The sequence below is a fragment of the Bradyrhizobium sp. JR4.1 genome (genome assembly GCF_040548605.1).
In the GTDB taxonomy this organism is placed as follows: Bacteria; Pseudomonadota; Alphaproteobacteria; order Rhizobiales; family Xanthobacteraceae; genus Bradyrhizobium; species Bradyrhizobium canariense.
This window is the reverse complement of record NZ_JBEPRY010000001.1, coordinates 444,799-458,789: the sequence shown is the minus strand read 5'-3', so window position 1 is coordinate 458,789 and position 13,991 is coordinate 444,799. Positions and strand designations below refer to the sequence as shown.

General features: G+C 63.6%; 18 protein-coding genes and 1 pseudogene. 17 read left to right on the top strand and 2 right to left on the bottom strand.

The features are described from left to right. Positions 1–73: 73 nt before the first annotated feature. The gene (locus ABIB90_RS02340) at positions 74–250 is read right to left on the bottom strand and encodes a hypothetical protein (RefSeq protein WP_354200090.1); all 177 of its coding nucleotides are present in this window, start codon (positions 248–250) and stop codon (positions 74–76) included. A gap of 345 nt (positions 251–595) precedes the next feature. Here ABIB90_RS02340 and ABIB90_RS02335 point away from each other — a divergent pair, with 345 nt between their 5' ends. The 3 genes and pseudogenes from ABIB90_RS02335 to ABIB90_RS02325 form a co-directional block, all read left to right on the top strand. Then, positions 596–763 carry a hypothetical protein gene (locus ABIB90_RS02335; RefSeq protein WP_354200089.1) on the top strand — a complete coding sequence of 56 codons (168 nt, stop codon included), beginning with the start codon at positions 596–598 and terminating at the stop codon, positions 761–763. Positions 764–912: 149 nt separating this feature from the next. Then, on the top strand, positions 913–1,350 hold the full coding sequence (locus ABIB90_RS02330) for a hypothetical protein (RefSeq protein WP_354200088.1): 438 nt from the start codon (positions 913–915) through the stop codon (positions 1,348–1,350). A 596-nt stretch (positions 1,351–1,946) separates the two neighbouring features. Beyond that, positions 1,947–2,258 (top strand): annotated as a pseudogene (locus ABIB90_RS02325) (DUF736 domain-containing protein); the annotation flags it as partial. 694 nt (positions 2,259–2,952) lie between these two features. On the opposite strand, the gene ABIB90_RS02320 reads toward ABIB90_RS02325, so the two are convergent. Then, positions 2,953–3,186, bottom strand: coding sequence for a helix-turn-helix domain-containing protein (locus tag ABIB90_RS02320; protein WP_354200087.1), 234 nt, complete (start codon positions 3,184–3,186; stop codon positions 2,953–2,955). Between the two features lie 230 nt (positions 3,187–3,416). Here ABIB90_RS02320 and ABIB90_RS02315 point away from each other — a divergent pair, with 230 nt between their 5' ends. The 14 genes from ABIB90_RS02315 to ABIB90_RS02250 all read left to right on the top strand — a co-directional run bounded on the left by ABIB90_RS02315 (position 3,417) and on the right by ABIB90_RS02250 (position 13,963). Continuing rightward, the gene (locus ABIB90_RS02315; RefSeq protein WP_354200086.1) at positions 3,417–3,680 is read left to right on the top strand and encodes a DUF2285 domain-containing protein; all 264 of its coding nucleotides are present in this window, start codon (positions 3,417–3,419) and stop codon (positions 3,678–3,680) included. A gap of 132 nt (positions 3,681–3,812) precedes the next feature. Continuing rightward, complete coding sequence (locus tag ABIB90_RS02310) at positions 3,813–4,022, top strand: transcriptional regulator domain-containing protein (RefSeq protein WP_354200085.1); 210 nt, start codon at positions 3,813–3,815, stop codon at positions 4,020–4,022. Positions 4,023–4,083: 61 nt separating this feature from the next. Then, complete coding sequence (locus tag ABIB90_RS02305) at positions 4,084–4,599, top strand: DUF2285 domain-containing protein (RefSeq protein ID WP_354200084.1); 516 nt, start codon at positions 4,084–4,086, stop codon at positions 4,597–4,599. Between the two features lie 204 nt (positions 4,600–4,803). Beyond that, positions 4,804–5,055 carry a helix-turn-helix transcriptional regulator gene (locus ABIB90_RS02300; protein ID WP_342739924.1) on the top strand — a complete coding sequence of 84 codons (252 nt, stop codon included), beginning with the start codon at positions 4,804–4,806 and terminating at the stop codon, positions 5,053–5,055. Between the two features lie 13 nt (positions 5,056–5,068). Then, positions 5,069–6,157 (top strand): replication initiator protein A, encoded by a 1,089-nt coding sequence (locus tag ABIB90_RS02295; RefSeq protein ID WP_354200083.1) that lies wholly within the window; start codon positions 5,069–5,071, stop codon positions 6,155–6,157. Then, positions 6,154–6,792 carry a ParA family partition ATPase gene (gene parA / locus ABIB90_RS02290; protein ID WP_354200082.1) on the top strand — a complete coding sequence of 213 codons (639 nt, stop codon included), beginning with the start codon at positions 6,154–6,156 and terminating at the stop codon, positions 6,790–6,792. The genes ABIB90_RS02295 and parA overlap by 4 nt, the downstream gene beginning before the upstream one ends. Then, the gene (locus ABIB90_RS02285) at positions 6,789–7,043 is read left to right on the top strand and encodes a hypothetical protein (RefSeq protein WP_354200081.1); all 255 of its coding nucleotides are present in this window, start codon (positions 6,789–6,791) and stop codon (positions 7,041–7,043) included. Before parA ends, ABIB90_RS02285 begins: the two co-directional genes overlap by 4 nt. Next, positions 7,040–7,558, top strand: a complete 519-nt coding sequence (locus ABIB90_RS02280; RefSeq protein ID WP_354200080.1) for a DUF2840 domain-containing protein — start codon at positions 7,040–7,042, stop codon at positions 7,556–7,558. The genes ABIB90_RS02285 and ABIB90_RS02280 overlap by 4 nt, the downstream gene beginning before the upstream one ends. After that, positions 7,555–8,100, top strand: a complete 546-nt coding sequence (locus ABIB90_RS02275; protein ID WP_354200079.1) for a S26 family signal peptidase — start codon at positions 7,555–7,557, stop codon at positions 8,098–8,100. The genes ABIB90_RS02280 and ABIB90_RS02275 overlap by 4 nt, the downstream gene beginning before the upstream one ends. A 35-nt stretch (positions 8,101–8,135) precedes the next feature. Further along, positions 8,136–8,471, top strand: coding sequence for a DUF736 domain-containing protein (locus ABIB90_RS02270; protein ID WP_354200078.1), 336 nt, complete (start codon positions 8,136–8,138; stop codon positions 8,469–8,471). A 4-nt stretch (positions 8,472–8,475) separates the two neighbouring features. Further along, entirely contained in the window at positions 8,476–9,252 is a 777-nt protein-coding gene (locus ABIB90_RS02265) for a lytic transglycosylase domain-containing protein (RefSeq protein WP_354200077.1), read from the top strand. Positions 9,253–9,751: 499 nt separating this feature from the next. Next, positions 9,752–11,491 carry a relaxase/mobilization nuclease domain-containing protein gene (locus ABIB90_RS02260; protein ID WP_354200076.1) on the top strand — a complete coding sequence of 580 codons (1,740 nt, stop codon included), beginning with the start codon at positions 9,752–9,754 and terminating at the stop codon, positions 11,489–11,491. A 41-nt stretch (positions 11,492–11,532) separates the two neighbouring features. Continuing rightward, complete coding sequence (locus tag ABIB90_RS02255; RefSeq protein ID WP_354200075.1) at positions 11,533–13,515, top strand: conjugal transfer protein TraG; 1,983 nt, start codon at positions 11,533–11,535, stop codon at positions 13,513–13,515. Between the two features lie 7 nt (positions 13,516–13,522). Next, positions 13,523–13,963 carry a CopG family transcriptional regulator gene (locus ABIB90_RS02250; RefSeq protein ID WP_354200074.1) on the top strand — a complete coding sequence of 147 codons (441 nt, stop codon included), beginning with the start codon at positions 13,523–13,525 and terminating at the stop codon, positions 13,961–13,963. The last annotated feature ends 28 nt before the right edge of the window (positions 13,964–13,991 follow it).

Genomic DNA, 13,991 nt, shown 5'->3' with positions numbered 1-13,991 from the left:
CGCTGCCTTTGCCTCAATACGTACTGTCGTGAAACCGGAAAGGCGGATCGTTGGCTTTCCGCAAAGCCGCTTTTCAGTCCGGCTCACCCGTTACCGCGATCCGCGCCGCACGGGCATAGTGTGCCAACTCCGCATCGTTCTCGATCACCTCGTCGAGCAGCGCCTTCATGTCGCTCTGGTCGGCCACCGATTGAAGTGGCCCCGGCTGCCGCTCGATCGCCAGCACGGCGATGGCGAGCGCCTTCTTCACCAGATGCAGGTCACGCCCTGAATCCAGTCATGGTGCCTCACTCCATCATGACAAGTCGCGATGCACTTTAGCCGATCAGCCAACGGCCCGGTAGGGGCCACGAACCCGAGCGCCGTTACAGCAGGTTGCGAGGCACAGCTCCCGCCGGCGGGCGCCGCCCCGCATCCATCAGCGCTGATCCTTGGTCGGACCGAGAGCCTGACGCCATCAACCCGCAACGGGGTCGGCTTACGCGTGCGCGTGCCGCCGCTCCGTCTTCATCTGCGCGGTGATTGCGGCCCTCGGCCCGACACGTCGGGCGCCTGTCGCGCGGGGATAGTCCCGCCTCAGCACAGGAGTCGGATCATGCCTCAAGCCCTCGCATTCGCCAACGGCTGGAACCTTGCCACCACCCTCATGGTCTGCGTCGTCGTCTTCCAGTCGGGCACAGGCGCCTACGGCGTCATGCCGTCCGGTGAGTACGATGGCGATCCCGCCGCCATCATTCACGAATTCGACCCCTTCCAACCATGAAGGGTGCATCGCTACGCGAGTTAGAGGAAGGGCGGCGGGATTTTCGCTCGCGCTGGCGCTTGTCTGCAACTACAGCTATACTCATTCTCGCGCCGTGGTGGTGGTGGAAGGCGCAACCGTCAGACCTTTATCTCACGGAGATCACCGCCATGATCATCTTTGGACCACTGCTCGTCGTCGTTGGCATCGGCTTTTTCTGCTGGCTGCTGTTCACGCTTGCTGTCTTCGCACTGCCCTTCTTCGTTGGCCTGACGATCGGCATCTGGACTTTCCACACCGGCGCTGGAGTGCTTGGCGGCACCGTAGCGGGGCTCGTGGCGGGCGGTGCAACCATTTGCATTGGCCAACTCGCGCTCGCCTTTGTGCCATGGACTTGGCTTCGACTCTTGATCATCATTCTCTATGTCACGCCCGCCACCTTCGCGGGTTACGGCGCGACGCACGGAATCGCCCAGATGGCGATGCCTTCGCCCACCTGGCAAACGATCTTCGCGATTGGCGCGACCGCCGTCACCATCACGGCGTTCATCCGCTTTACGGCCATAGCCGCACCCGGACCAGCCGGACGGGATTTGGCGCAGGGCTAACGCGTTAGCGGCGGCCGTTGGGGTTGGACCAGATCAGGCGCTCAGAGCGCTCGCGGAGCTCATCCTCGATTACTCGATTGAGAGCGGCCCAAGCGTCGAGGCTCGAATCATCGCGGCGCGGCCGAGCTAGCGGCGGTTGTTGCGACGCGGTAATCTAGGCGGTGAGGTGTCACGAATACGGCCAACAAGTCCAATCGATGGACGTATTGCTGAAGTGCGTCGCGGAACCTTAGATCCGTTCGTCACCAGGAAAAGCGGGAGACGATCTCCGTCGAATTCGCTTGCCGGACTTTTTAGGGCGCGAGGCTCGCCACGTTCTCTTTGATGTCAGCTCTGTTTACACCGAGCGCACCAAACGGCCTCTCCGATGGATGGATCTGGCCGAAGGCCGGCTAAAGCCTCGATCGCCTAAGGCGCAACAGCGGCGTCGCAACTTTCTTCCCCTGACGGCTGCGCCGTCATTCCTCGCGAAACAAGAAAGCTCCTCCTTTGCTGTCGAGCCCCTTCGGGGTGCGCCGTCGATCGCCTCCGGCCTGCCGATCACCATCGAGGCCGCAAGGTGCGGGCTCGGAAAATAGAGATCAAGGAGAACTACCATGGCAACCATCGGCACTTTTAAGAAGACCGGCAACAACGAGTTCAGCGGCGAAATCGTCACTCTCTCGCTTCAGGCCAGGAACGTCCGCATCGTCGCCGAGAGCAGCCGCTCTGGCGACAACGCCCCCAGCCACCGCATCTATGTCGGCCGTGTGGAGATCGGGGCCGCCTGGTCCAAGCGCTCCAACGATGGCCGTGATTATCTCGGACTCAAGCTCGACGATCCAAGCTTCACCGCTCCGATCTTCGCCAACCTCTTCGCCGACGAAGAAGGAGAAGGCTTTAGCCTGATCTGGTCTCGCCCCAACCGTGGAACGGCGACTGAGCCGACCCGCAATGCCTCGCCCGGCGCGTCCGGGCGGGGCATCGCAAAGCTCAAGAATCGCGAAATCACTTCGTTTGCGGTTACAGCGAAGGGGGGCGGAAAACTAAACCTGCGATCAGCGGGCGCGTGCCGCCTTGATCGGCCGCCGTTGATTGGCCTCCAACACGCTATCAACGATGTCCCCCCAGTCGGGGCAGGCCGCGACCAAACGATCCAGCACCGTGGGATCCCGCTCGATCTGGCCGAGTGCCTGAGCGCGCCATCGGTCGTTGAAACTGATGCTCATCAGCCCCAGGCACTCGACGACCGAACTGTTGGGTTGCAAGTGCTCCAATGTTGCCGTCATCAAGGCAGCCCATTCTTGGATCAAATTCCAAGGCTCCCGCTCGGTCCTGACTTCCAACTTCTCTCCGAGCAGGCCGATCAATGCGAGGAATCGAGTTGGCCAGGGTTGCGGTTTGAGTTCCACCACCAAAGCGTCAACCGTTCCGCGGACGTCGGCTGGCAAGTGCTCGTACAGGGTCATAAAGCCTATCCATCTCACTCAGCATGCACTTTCGCAGGTTACGCTGTTTGAAAGAGACGAGCATCATGGGAAGCCGCCTATCAACTTGTGCGTGACGAACCGCAGAGTTAATTCACAACATGGCAGCGTTGTGGCAGAGAACAAATGCAACTCGTCATCGAGCCCGATGAGGATGCGCAGCCGTTCGTTTGACCAGATCGGCTGCTTCGACGCCTAGCGCCTCCGCGATGCGGCCGAGCACCGTGACGCTGGCCGACACATCGGCGCGTTCAATTGCGCCGATGTAGCGGACACTTAGCCCGGCGCCATCGGCCAACTCTTCCTGCGTCATTTTCTTCACATGGCGTATCCGACGCAAATTGACCGCCATGACCTCCTTGAGATCCATGGCGACGAGGGAACTTGCATCGGCACGATCGTTCCAGGAATGATCGTTCCGATTCGTATCGCGCTGTGATAATCATTCCTTCTCGTTTGGGACCAGTTTGCTACTTCCGGGGAGGGCCGTGATGCAGCCCGTGCATCACCACACAAATCGTGCGTGACGATTTCGCAGCTTGTAAAGATTCGGGGTTAGATGAATTCCAATCGCTGCATCTATGCTGAGGGGCAATTGCAATGAACGAAGCGCCATTCCAGGACCGGCCGCCAACAACCGATCGTGTCAACGCCTACGACGAGAAACATCTTGCAATCTACGTTCGGTTGCTCATGGCCGAAGAAGAGGGAGCGGACTGGCGGGAAGTCGTCAGCGTGATCTTCGGACTCGATCCTGCGCGCGAACCGGACCGTGCCAAAATTGTACACGACAGCCATCTCGCCCGTGCGCGATGGATGTCGGAAGCGGGATATCGGGACCTTTTGCAACCGCGGATGCAGTGAACTGGACCTCTGGTCACGCAAATTGCGATCCCGCGTGATGCAACCTCAAGGTCTAGCCTCCTAGGCCGACTTTCCGGATCGTGGTGTGTCCCTCCTTTGGGAGAACAGAACAAAAAGAAGAGATGACACACCATGCCCACTCAGTACTGGCGCTCGCCGGAGACCATCGAACGCCTCAATCGTCTTGAGCGCCCGGGTTTTGCTCTCGAGTTCCTGCGACGCAATGCTGACTACCGTCGCGACTTCGCCCGTACCGAGCGCCTGATCGCGCACGACGGCGCTGATCCCGAAACCATCCGAACTAGTTTCGCACGTCGATGGAGGTTACGGTGTCGCCCATGACCCCGCCTCGCCGGTTGGACCCGAAGCAGCCATTTGGCTGCCCGAGGCATCGCCGGGAACGTTGATCCTGGAGCCCGCGCCGCCGGACTTCAAGACCGCTCATTCGATCGATCGCAATGCTTTCGGACTGCCGCTCATCGAGCGGACGGACGCTGACGGTCGCGAGCTGGTGATTGCGGACGGGTCGGGTGAACTTCATGTCCGTTTGCGTGACGCGCAGGCGGCCCGCCGCCCTGCCGTGCTTGTGCCGCTCGACAACATGGGCGAACTGCGCGCCGACGTGGCGCTACACTTCGCGCGCCGTCTTGCTGGCCAGCGCACCGGTCTGCTGCCGGCGATTCTGCGGCTAACGTCGTTTAAGAAGCAGCGACTGATACAGCTTCTTCACGCCTTCGATGTCCACGACCTCGGCGGCGGCCCGCGAGACGTGGCAGCAAAAGTGCTTGCCTCCGACCATGCCCGGCGTCGTTCGGTTGAGTGGAAGGATTCGCATGCCCGCCGTAAGGCGAACCGGCTCGTCCATGATTCCATCGCCCTGGTCGAGCGCGGCTATCTGAAACTCCTGCGCGGCCTCTGATCGGCTCCCCAATCCCTCCAGGCCATCGACCTGATGAGTTAACCCGCGACCCGCTGTCAGCGCCTGGCTTCGCCTGGTTGCGACTGTGGGGGACACAAACGTACGTAGATTTTCGTCCACCCCCAACGCCCGAACTCTCCGCCAGTCTGGCCCGGACATGCCGCGACTTGTCCGCGGCGCTTCGAGGCAAGACGGAGATCTCACATGCTCGACAGGCCCGCGCAACTCGCCACCCGCTACGTACGCACCCCCGAGGCAGCGCGCCTCCTTGGCATCTCGCCGCGTACGCTTGAGAAATATCGCTGCCACGGCAATGGCCCGACCTTCCGCAAGCTCGGCGGCCGCGTCGTCTACGCCATCGGCGATCTCGAAGCCTGGGCCGATCAGGCCGCTTGCAGCTCAACGTCGGATCCTCGCTACGTTGAGGCCCGCGCCGCCGGCCACGCGCATCGCTAAGGCAACGCTCGCCATGTCGCGTCGCCTCATCACACCCAGCGAGCGAAGCAAGCTCGACCCGTTCGTTGTCGCCACAGGCGACGCCAGCCCGCGCGATCAGCGCGACCTGATGGAACGGCCATTCTTTTCGCTCGCCAAGACCAAGCGGACGGTACCGATCCTCTATGAGGCGGGCGACGTTCGCGTCGAGGTCTATGCGGTTCCGGAGCACGGCATGGCGACCATTTGGGACGCTGATGTGCTCATTTGGGCGGCGAGCCAGATCGTCGAGGCCGAGAATCTCGGTCTGAAGACTTCGCGCTTCCTGCGCTTCACACCCTACCAGCTTTTGATCGCCGTCGGCCGGCAGACGGGGGCACGCGATTACAAGCTGTTGAAGAGAGCGTTGGCCCGCCTGCAGGCGACCGTCATCCGCACCAGCATCCGGCAGGGTGAGCATTGGCGCCGCCACCAGTTCTCCTGGATCAACGAATGGGAGGAATGCGCGCGGCGCGATGGGCGCGTGGAAGGCATGGAGTTCGTCCTCCCTGACTGGTTCTATCGCGGCGTCATCGATCGCTCGCTCGTCCTCACGATTGATCCAGCCTACTTCAGCCTCACCGGCGGGATCGAGCGCTGGCTCTATCGCGTTGCGCGCAAGCATGCTGGCCGCCAGCCGAGAGGATGGCTGTTCGAGTTTGCGCACCTCCACGCCAAGTCGGGCAGCCAGGTGCGTGTCTCGGATTTCGCGTTGCAGATCCGGCGCATCGCCGCGCGTCAGCCGCTTCCCGGCTACAAGTTGCGCATCGAACGCGAGGCGCGCCGCGACCTGCTGCGTATTCTGCCGGCCAAACTGTCCACTGCCCCTGTGGACAGTGCTGTGGAAGCGCTCGGGACTTCGCACGCAGCCCTACCGGGACTTCGCACGCGTGAACCGCAACTAACGCTTTGGCGGGAAACCGTGATTCCGGGCCTTAACTTAGAATCTAACTTAGAATCTAATTGTTGTAGTGAGCCCGCGCGTCTTGCGGATAACGCGGACGCGAGCGCTGAGCCGCCAACCAAGCACCAAAGCCGACAATCCTTGCCGCTTCTCGACCGCAAGACGGGAGGCAAGCGATGATCGTCGCCGTGCTCAACCAGAAGGGCGGTGTCGGCAAGACCACGCTCGCCCAGCACCTTGCCGGTGAATGGGCGCAGCGCGGAAAGCGCGTGACGCTGATCGATGCAGACCCCCAGGGCTCGGCATTGGACTGGTCGCAGCAGCGGGCACGCGAGAACGTTCCACGGTTATTCGGCGTCGTTGGACTTGCGCGCGACACGCTCCATCGCGAAGGGCCGGAGATCGGACGCACCGCCGATCATGTCGTCATTGACGGACCGCCGCGCGTCGCTGGATTGATGCGTTCGGCGCTGCTCGCGGCTGATCTGGTGCTGATCCCCGTGCAGCCGTCGCCGTTCGACGGCTGGGCATCGGCCGAGATGCTCGCTCTGCTGCGAGAGGCTCGCATTTATCGTCCACAGCTCGCCGCTCGCTTTGTGCTCAACCGCTGCGGCGCCCGCACGATCATCGCCCGCGAGACCGCTGAAACTCTCGCCGATCATGATCCTCCGGTGCTCGCCAGCACCATCGGCCAGCGCGTCGTCTTCGCCGACGCCGCCCAGTCCGGTCGGCTCGTCTTCGAGCTTGCCGGGCAGAGCGCCGCCACCCGTGAGGTTACCGCGCTCGCCGCTGAAGTCGCGAGGTTCGCGCCATGAGCGAGCGCTCCACCAAGCGCGGCTTCGCCTCGCGGCCAGGCGGTGCCGAAGGCTGGATCAAGGCCAGCGACGCGTCGCCAAGTCGCTTGGATGACGCGGCCGCATTCACCGCGCGTCTGACCATTGACGTCACGCCAGCGCTGCGCGGCCGCATCAAGGTCGCGGCATTCCAGCGCGGCATCACCGTCGCCGACATGCTGCGCGAATTGCTGGCGCGAGAGTTCCCCACGGACACCGGAGAGCCGTCATGAACGACAATGAGGCCTTGCCGCCGCGTGCCGTGTCGCCCTCGCATAGGCGGAGCGTTGCACTCACCCATGTCGAGCTGACCTGGATCGAGAAGCGGATCGAGCACTGGCTGCGCTTCGGCCGCCGTGCCGAGGAGAAGATCCTCGACCGCCGCCGCAGCGTTTCGAGCTTTGCGCCCGGCAGCATCTTCGGCTTCGTCCGCTGGGCCTCGAACGACTATGGCACCGTGGTGTCGCGCATGGACATCGTGCGCGCCGTCGAGGCTGGCCAGCGCTATCAGACGCTGCCGTTCGTTCGGCCCGGCGGCGAAATCCTGCTGCGGGTCGATAGCTGGCCGAAGGTCGAGCGCGTGTTGCAGTCGATCGATGCCATCGAGGCGCTCGCCATCGATCCGGCCGACGCTGCGCCCGAATACTGGCGTCATCTCCACAACCGTCTCGCCGCCGACCACGTGCCGCGCGCCTACACGCGCGAGCAGCATGTCGCCTGGCTCAAGCGCCGGAGCGTCGCGCCATGACCCGATTTGGCTATCTCATGTTGACGTGCATTGCGGCGCTGGTCGCCGGCGCCCTGGTGTTCGTTCATCCGGCGAAGCGGCTGATATGGAACGCTACCGCGAGCACGCCGACGGGCCTCTACACGCTGCATCCGATCGGACAGCTGCGCGCCTTGGAACTGGTCGTGGTGCAGCTCCCAGAGCCGATCGCGAATGTTCTCGCTGATGGGGATTATCTCCCAAAAGGCGTGCCGTTGCTGAAGCATGTGATGGCGCTGCCCGGACAGACCGTGTGCCGGTCGGGCGGAGCTATCACTGTCGACGCTGTCGATGTCGGTGCGGCACACGACCGCGACCATCTTGGCCGTCTGCTGCCGCGCTGGAGTGGTTGCCACACTCTCCCGCTTGGCGAGGTCTTCCTCATGAACCCGACCGTCCCGGACAGCCTGGACGGCCGCTATTTCGGTTCACTGCCCGTCAGCTCGATCGTCGCGCGCGCGGTCCCGCTTTGGACCGATGAGGCCGGCGACGGCCGTTTCGTCTGGCGCGCCGCCACCGGTTGACCCGCTTCCCCACCCGCCAACCGAGGAGGATTCCCATGGCGCAAATTGGTCAGTTCACCCGCGAGAAGTCCGGCTTCACCGGGCGCATTGAAACGCTTTTCTTCGAGCGGATTCTCACCCTCGTCCCGGCCGAGTCGTCGGATGCCGAGAACGCGCCGGACTACCGAATTCGTCTCGGCGATGGCGGCGGCCCAGAGATTGGCGCGGGCTGGAAGCGCACCGGCGAAAAGGCTGGCGACTACGTCTCGCTGATCATCGACGATCCCACTCTGCCGCGGCCGATCCGCGCCAATCTGTTCCAGTCGGGCGACGACAAATCAGCCTGGACGCTGAATTGGCATCGTCAGCCGCAGCGCACCGACCGGGACTGATCGCATGCAGGGTCTTGTCACGCTTGCCCACAACCAGGCGCATCAACGGTCCACCTCTTTGTTCGGGGGAAAGCCGTCTCATCCCTTCGTCCCGATCGAACATCGGTCGGCCACCGCGCAGACCAGCGATCGAGGGCAGGGCAGCCTGCCGCGCATGCTCCCAACGGACATGTGCATGACGGTTTGTTCGCGTCACGGCGGAGACGGGGTGCGCTTTGCCATTCTCCTGATCGTGGGCCTGCTGGTAATTGGTGGGCCAATGCCGGCAGTGTCAGCAGAGAAAGCACCGACGCGAGGACAGGCGGCAAGCGACCGCTATGCCACCCCCGTGGCGGAAGCCGCGCAGCGCTTTGGCATTCCGGCAACATGGATACACGCCGTCATGCGGGTCGAGAGCCATGGCGAGCGGCGCGCCGTGTCACCTAAGGGCGCACTCGGTCTGATGCAACTCATGCCGAAGACCTGGGCGGACATGCGCGCTCGTTATGGTCTTGGGCGGGATCCCTTCGACCCTCGTGACAACATCCTCGCGGGCGCCGCCTTCCTTCGTGAGCTGCACGACCGCTACGGCTCGCCGGGCTTCCTTGCGGCCTACAATGCGGGTCCCGGCCGCTACGAGGATTTTCGCGATAGACATCGTCCACTACCTGCCGAGACCGTCGCCTATGTCGCGGCCATCATCCCTTTTTGTCGATGCGGAGGGGGTACCAGGACCTCTTCTCCTCGCGGCCTCTTCTCGTTCATCCTGGACGCGGGCGCCGCTCTTTTTCGACCACGTTGACGGTCCGTCGTCTACCGCGCGAGTGGCAGTCGATCGATCGGCGCACGACAGGTCGGCTGCCGTTCCCGTGCACGATCTCTCTGCGATTGCGCCTCAGTCGGAAGGCCTGTTCGTCGCGCTCGGGGCAACGGGAGGAGCGCAATGATGGCACGGCATCATCAACATCTATACCGAGATCGACGCACGCCTGCAGACTCGCGGGTTGCTGAGATCTGGATATCCGCCACGCGATGGTGTGCTGCCTCGGGGGTCGGCTCGGAATTCGCGCTCACGCGTGTTTCGGCGCAGTCCAGCGAAGGAGAAAGAGCAGGCGAGGGAGACGAGCAGGCAGCGACCGAACGATGGCGAGATAAAAGGCCGCAATGTGCGGCTCGGTCGGTCGGTTGTTGTTGCTTTCCTTTTTTGCTGATCTGGCAATGTGCGGCTCTCGTGCGCAATGTGCGCCTCACGGTCAACGCATTGCAGGCATTTGACGTTTCGCACATTGCCGAGGCTGGCCATGACTGAGGAGAAGGAATTTCAGCCTCGGCCAGGCCGCATCCGCTCTTCGCGGAGCCAGCGGGCCAAGCCCTTCATCGCCCAGGCGCTTGCGGCTGCTCAGCGTGCCGGCGGCGGTCTTTCGCGAGCCGGCCAGCTCGCCAACCATCGTCATTCGCGCTTCGGCCGCGGACGGGTCGCCAGCGCGCGGGCAAACCGTCTGCTCACCGGCCGCTCGCGTCTGGTGACGATCAAGACACGTGTTGTCAGGCATAAAGCGAGATCGGCGCCGCTCGCCGCGCATCTCGGCTATCTCCGGCGGGAGGGCGTGACCCGGGACGGGGAGAAGGCCCGGCTGTTCGGCCCGGACACGGAGCATGCCGATCCCAAGGCCTTTGCCGAGCGTTGTCAGGATGACCGCCACCATTTCCGCTTCATTGTCTCGCCGGAAGACGCAGCCGATTTGGCCGACCTCAAAGGTTTCGCCCGCGAGCTGGTCGGCCAGATGGAAGTGGATCTCGGCACCAAGCTCGATTGGGTGGGTGTCGATCACTGGAACACCCAGCACCCCCACGTCCACGTCATCGTGCGCGGTGTCGCCGAAGATGGCCAGGACCTCGTCATCTCCCGCGTCTACATCAAGGAGGGGATGCGCGCCCGTGCCCAGGACCTGGCCACACAGGAACTCGGACTGCGCTCCGATCCGGACATCCGTCGCTCGCTCGAGCGCCAGGTCGAAGCCGAACGCTGGACACAGCTCGACCGCCAGCTTGTTCGCGATGCAGACCGGCATGGGGTCATCGACCTTGCACCCGATCTGGCGCAGCAGCCTGATCAGTTCCATGCCCTGAAGGTCGGCCGGCTGCGGCGCTTGGAGAGTCTCGGACTTGCGCATCAACTCGGGCCAGGCCAATGGGTCATGGACGAGGCCGCCGAGACGACCTTGCGCGAGCTCGACGAGCGCGGCGACATCATCAAGCGCATCCACCGCAGCCTGACCGAACGTGGCATCGAGCGCGGGACCGCGAGCTACGTGCTATCGGGCGAAAGCCTCGACGTGCCCATCATCGGACGCCTCGTCGATCGCGGTCTCGACGACGAACTCGAAGGGACCGCCTATGCCGTGATCGACGGCGTCGACGGACGCACCCACCACATCAGGCTGCCCGATCTCGACGCTTCCGGCGACAGCGCACCGGGCTCCATTGTGGAGCTACGCAAATTCAACGACGCGAGAGGGCAGCGTCGCGCGGCGCTCGCCGTCCGCTCCGATCTCTCGATCGAAGCGCAGATAACGGCGAGAGGCGCGACGTGGCTCGACCGGCAGGCGGTTGCGCGCGATCCGGTGGCATTGGGCCAGGCGGGCTTCGGCGACGAAGTACGCGACGCCATGCAACGGCGGGCCGGGCAGCTCATCGAACAGGGTCTCGCCGAACGCCAGGCGCATGGACTGGTGTTTGCGAAGAACCTCATCGGCACACTGCGCCAGCGGGAGTTAGCGAATCTCGGCAAGCAGCTCGCTGCCGAGACCGGCCGGCCGTTCAACCCGTCGGCTGCCGGCGAATATGTCGCCGGCACCTATCGGCAGCGCTTCGCGCTCGCCTCCGGCCGCTTCGCCATGCTCGACGACGGTCTCGGCTTTCAGCTCGTACCCTGGACGCCCTCACTCGAAAATCAGCTCGGCCGACATGTCTCCGGCGTGGCCCGCACCGACGGCGGCATCGATTGGAGTTTTGAACGCAGTCGGGGGCTCGGCCTGTGAGCGATCCCTCCAATCACCGACATCAAGAGAGGACGGCCGCCATGTCCGCGACCAAAATTCTCTGGGGCCAGGTCATCACAGTCCTCGCGATCGTTCTGCTGACGATCTGGACCGCGACGGAATGGACGGCTTGGCGGCTCGGCTTCCAGCCGCAGCTCGGGCAGCCCTGGTTCGAGCTGCTCCATTTTCCGTTCTATCTCCCGCCCGCCTTTTTCTGCTGGTGGTATGCCTACGATGCCTATGCACCCTCAATCTTCATCGAGGGTGGCTACATCGCCGCATCCGGCGGCATCATCGCCGCAGCCGTTGCGATCGGGATGTCGGTTTGGCGCGCCCGTGAAGCAAACAATGCTGAGACCTATGGCTCCGCGCGCTGGGCCGAGGCAAAGGAGATCGAGCAGGCTGGCCTGCTTGGGGCCGACGGCGTGGTGCTCGGCCGGTTCGAGCGCGCCTATCTTCGCCATGATGGACCGGAGCATGTGCTGTGTTTCGCTCCCACGAGATCCGGCAAGGGCGTGGGCCTTGTCATCCCTTCGCTCCTGACTTGGCCGGGCTCCGCAATCGTCCATGACATCAAGGGCGAGAACTGGCAGCTCACCGCCGGGTTCCGCGCGCGGCATGGCCGCGTGCTTCTGTTCGATCCGACGAACGCGAACTCGTCGGCCTATAACCCCTTGCTGGAAGTCCGGCGCGGGGAGTGGGAGGTGCGCGACGTCCAGAACATCGCCGACATCCTGGTCGACCCCGAGGGCAGCCTCGAGAAGCGAAACCACTGGGAGAAGACCAGTCATGCGCTGCTGGTCGGCGCGATTCTCCACGTCCTCTACGCCGAGAAGGACAAGACGCTCGCCGGCGTCGCCGCCTTCCTGTCCGATCCCAAGCGGCCGATAGAATCGACGCTTGCCGCGATGATGCGGACGCCGCATCTGGGCGAAGCCGGCGTCCATCCCGTCGTCGCCTCCGCCGCGCGCGAGCTCTTGAACAAGTCCGGCAACGAACGCTCCGGCGTCCTGAGCACCGCGATGTCGTTCCTGGGCCTCTACCGGGATCCCGTGGTGGCAGAGGTAACTCGGCGCTGCGACTGGCGGATTACTGATATCGTTAGCGGGGACCGGCCCACCACGCTCTATCTCGTGGTGCCGCCATCGGACATCAATCGCACCAAGCCGCTGATCCGTCTGATCCTCAATCAGATCGGCCGGCGCTTGACCGAGGATCTCCAAGCCAAGGCCGGCCGGCGCCGGCTCCTGCTAATGCTCGACGAATTCCCGGCGCTCGGCCGGCTCGACTTTTTCGAGTCCGCGCTGGCCTTCATGGCGGGTTACGGCATCAAGAGCTTTCTGATCGCCCAGTCGCTGAACCAGATCGAGAAAGCCTATGGGCCCAACAACTCCATCCTCGACAACTGTCACGTCCGGGTCAGCTTCGCGACCAACGACGAGCGGACCGCGAAACGGGTGAGCGATGCACTCGGAACCGCAACCGAGATGAAGGCGATGAAGAACTATGCCGGCAGCCGGCTGGCACCTTGGCTCGGTCACCTGATGGTGTCCCGGTCCGAGACCGCTCGCCCGCTGTTGACGCCCGGCGAGATGATGCAGCTCCCGCCATCAGATGAGATCGTCATGATGTCGGGTCTCCATCCGATTCGAGCAAAGAAGGCGCGCTACTACGAGGACGGACGCTTCCAGGAGCGCATCATGGCGCCGCCGACCCTGACTAAATCCAATGACGGCCGGCCGGACGACTGGAGTTCACGGCCGCTGCCGCCGCACCAAACTCCATTGGCGTCGTTGACCGACGGCCAGACGGATGACGAAGATCCAAAGACCGCGGATCGGCGGCGGCATCCGGAACTGGATCGAGACATCGTGGAAAAGAAGGAATTGCTCGACAATGAGTTTGCATCTGACCTCGCCGATGAACTCGATGAAGATGTCCCGCGGATCAGGCGTATGAACGACATGATGCAGGGCGTGGCGCGCCAAGCCTCGCTCGATCCTGGCGATGAGCTTGGATTGTGAGGCTGGCATGACCGCAGCGAAGAAGAAGGCCCAGATGTCGGTCTATCTCGAACCTGATGTCATGAAGGCGCTGTCGGCCTATGCCGCCCGGCGCGAGCAGTCGCTGTCGCTGATCGCCGAAGCCGCCATTGCGTCCTTTCTGTCGCCGGACGCCGATGAGCGGCGTGAGGCCGCTACTGCCAAGAGACTCGACCAGATCGACCGCCGGATCGCTCGCCTTGAGCGGGATGTTGGAATTTCAGTCGAGGCCATCGCTCTCTTCATCCGCTTCTGGCTCACGACGACACCGCCACTTCCCGAACCGGCCGCCAAGGCAGCGAGGGCACAGGCCGGACCGCGCTATGATAACTTTGTCGCCGCTCTGGGCCGCCGACTCAATCAGGGGCCAAAGCTGCGGCAGGAAATTCCGGAGGATGCTCAGCAGACTGGCTCGTTTCAAGGCGACTAGGGACGACGCGACACTGAAATCAAGCCAG

Bases quoted from the DNA above. Each gene is read 5' to 3' on its own strand.
- ABIB90_RS02335 (WP_354200089.1), top strand. From the start codon at position 596: ATGCCTCAAGCCCTCGCATTCGCCAACGGCTGGAACCTTGCCACCACC.
- ABIB90_RS02330 (WP_354200088.1), top strand. From the start codon at position 913: ATGATCATCTTTGGACCACTGCTCGTCGTCGTTGGCATCGGCTTTTTC.
- ABIB90_RS02320 (WP_354200087.1), bottom strand. From the start codon at position 3,186: ATGGATCTCAAGGAGGTCATGGCGGTCAATTTGCGTCGGATACGCCAT.
- ABIB90_RS02315 (WP_354200086.1), top strand. From the start codon at position 3,417: ATGAACGAAGCGCCATTCCAGGACCGGCCGCCAACAACCGATCGTGTC.
- ABIB90_RS02310 (WP_354200085.1), top strand. From the start codon at position 3,813: ATGCCCACTCAGTACTGGCGCTCGCCGGAGACCATCGAACGCCTCAAT.
- ABIB90_RS02300 (WP_342739924.1), top strand. From the start codon at position 4,804: ATGCTCGACAGGCCCGCGCAACTCGCCACCCGCTACGTACGCACCCCC.
- ABIB90_RS02295 (WP_354200083.1), top strand. From the start codon at position 5,069: ATGTCGCGTCGCCTCATCACACCCAGCGAGCGAAGCAAGCTCGACCCG.
- parA (WP_354200082.1), top strand. From the start codon at position 6,154: ATGATCGTCGCCGTGCTCAACCAGAAGGGCGGTGTCGGCAAGACCACG.
- ABIB90_RS02285 (WP_354200081.1), top strand. From the start codon at position 6,789: ATGAGCGAGCGCTCCACCAAGCGCGGCTTCGCCTCGCGGCCAGGCGGT.
- ABIB90_RS02280 (WP_354200080.1), top strand. From the start codon at position 7,040: ATGAACGACAATGAGGCCTTGCCGCCGCGTGCCGTGTCGCCCTCGCAT.
- ABIB90_RS02275 (WP_354200079.1), top strand. From the start codon at position 7,555: ATGACCCGATTTGGCTATCTCATGTTGACGTGCATTGCGGCGCTGGTC.
- ABIB90_RS02270 (WP_354200078.1), top strand. From the start codon at position 8,136: ATGGCGCAAATTGGTCAGTTCACCCGCGAGAAGTCCGGCTTCACCGGG.
- ABIB90_RS02265 (WP_354200077.1), top strand. From the start codon at position 8,476: ATGCAGGGTCTTGTCACGCTTGCCCACAACCAGGCGCATCAACGGTCC.
- ABIB90_RS02260 (WP_354200076.1), top strand. From the start codon at position 9,752: ATGACTGAGGAGAAGGAATTTCAGCCTCGGCCAGGCCGCATCCGCTCT.
- ABIB90_RS02255 (WP_354200075.1), top strand. From the start codon at position 11,533: ATGTCCGCGACCAAAATTCTCTGGGGCCAGGTCATCACAGTCCTCGCG.
- ABIB90_RS02250 (WP_354200074.1), top strand. From the start codon at position 13,523: ATGACCGCAGCGAAGAAGAAGGCCCAGATGTCGGTCTATCTCGAACCT.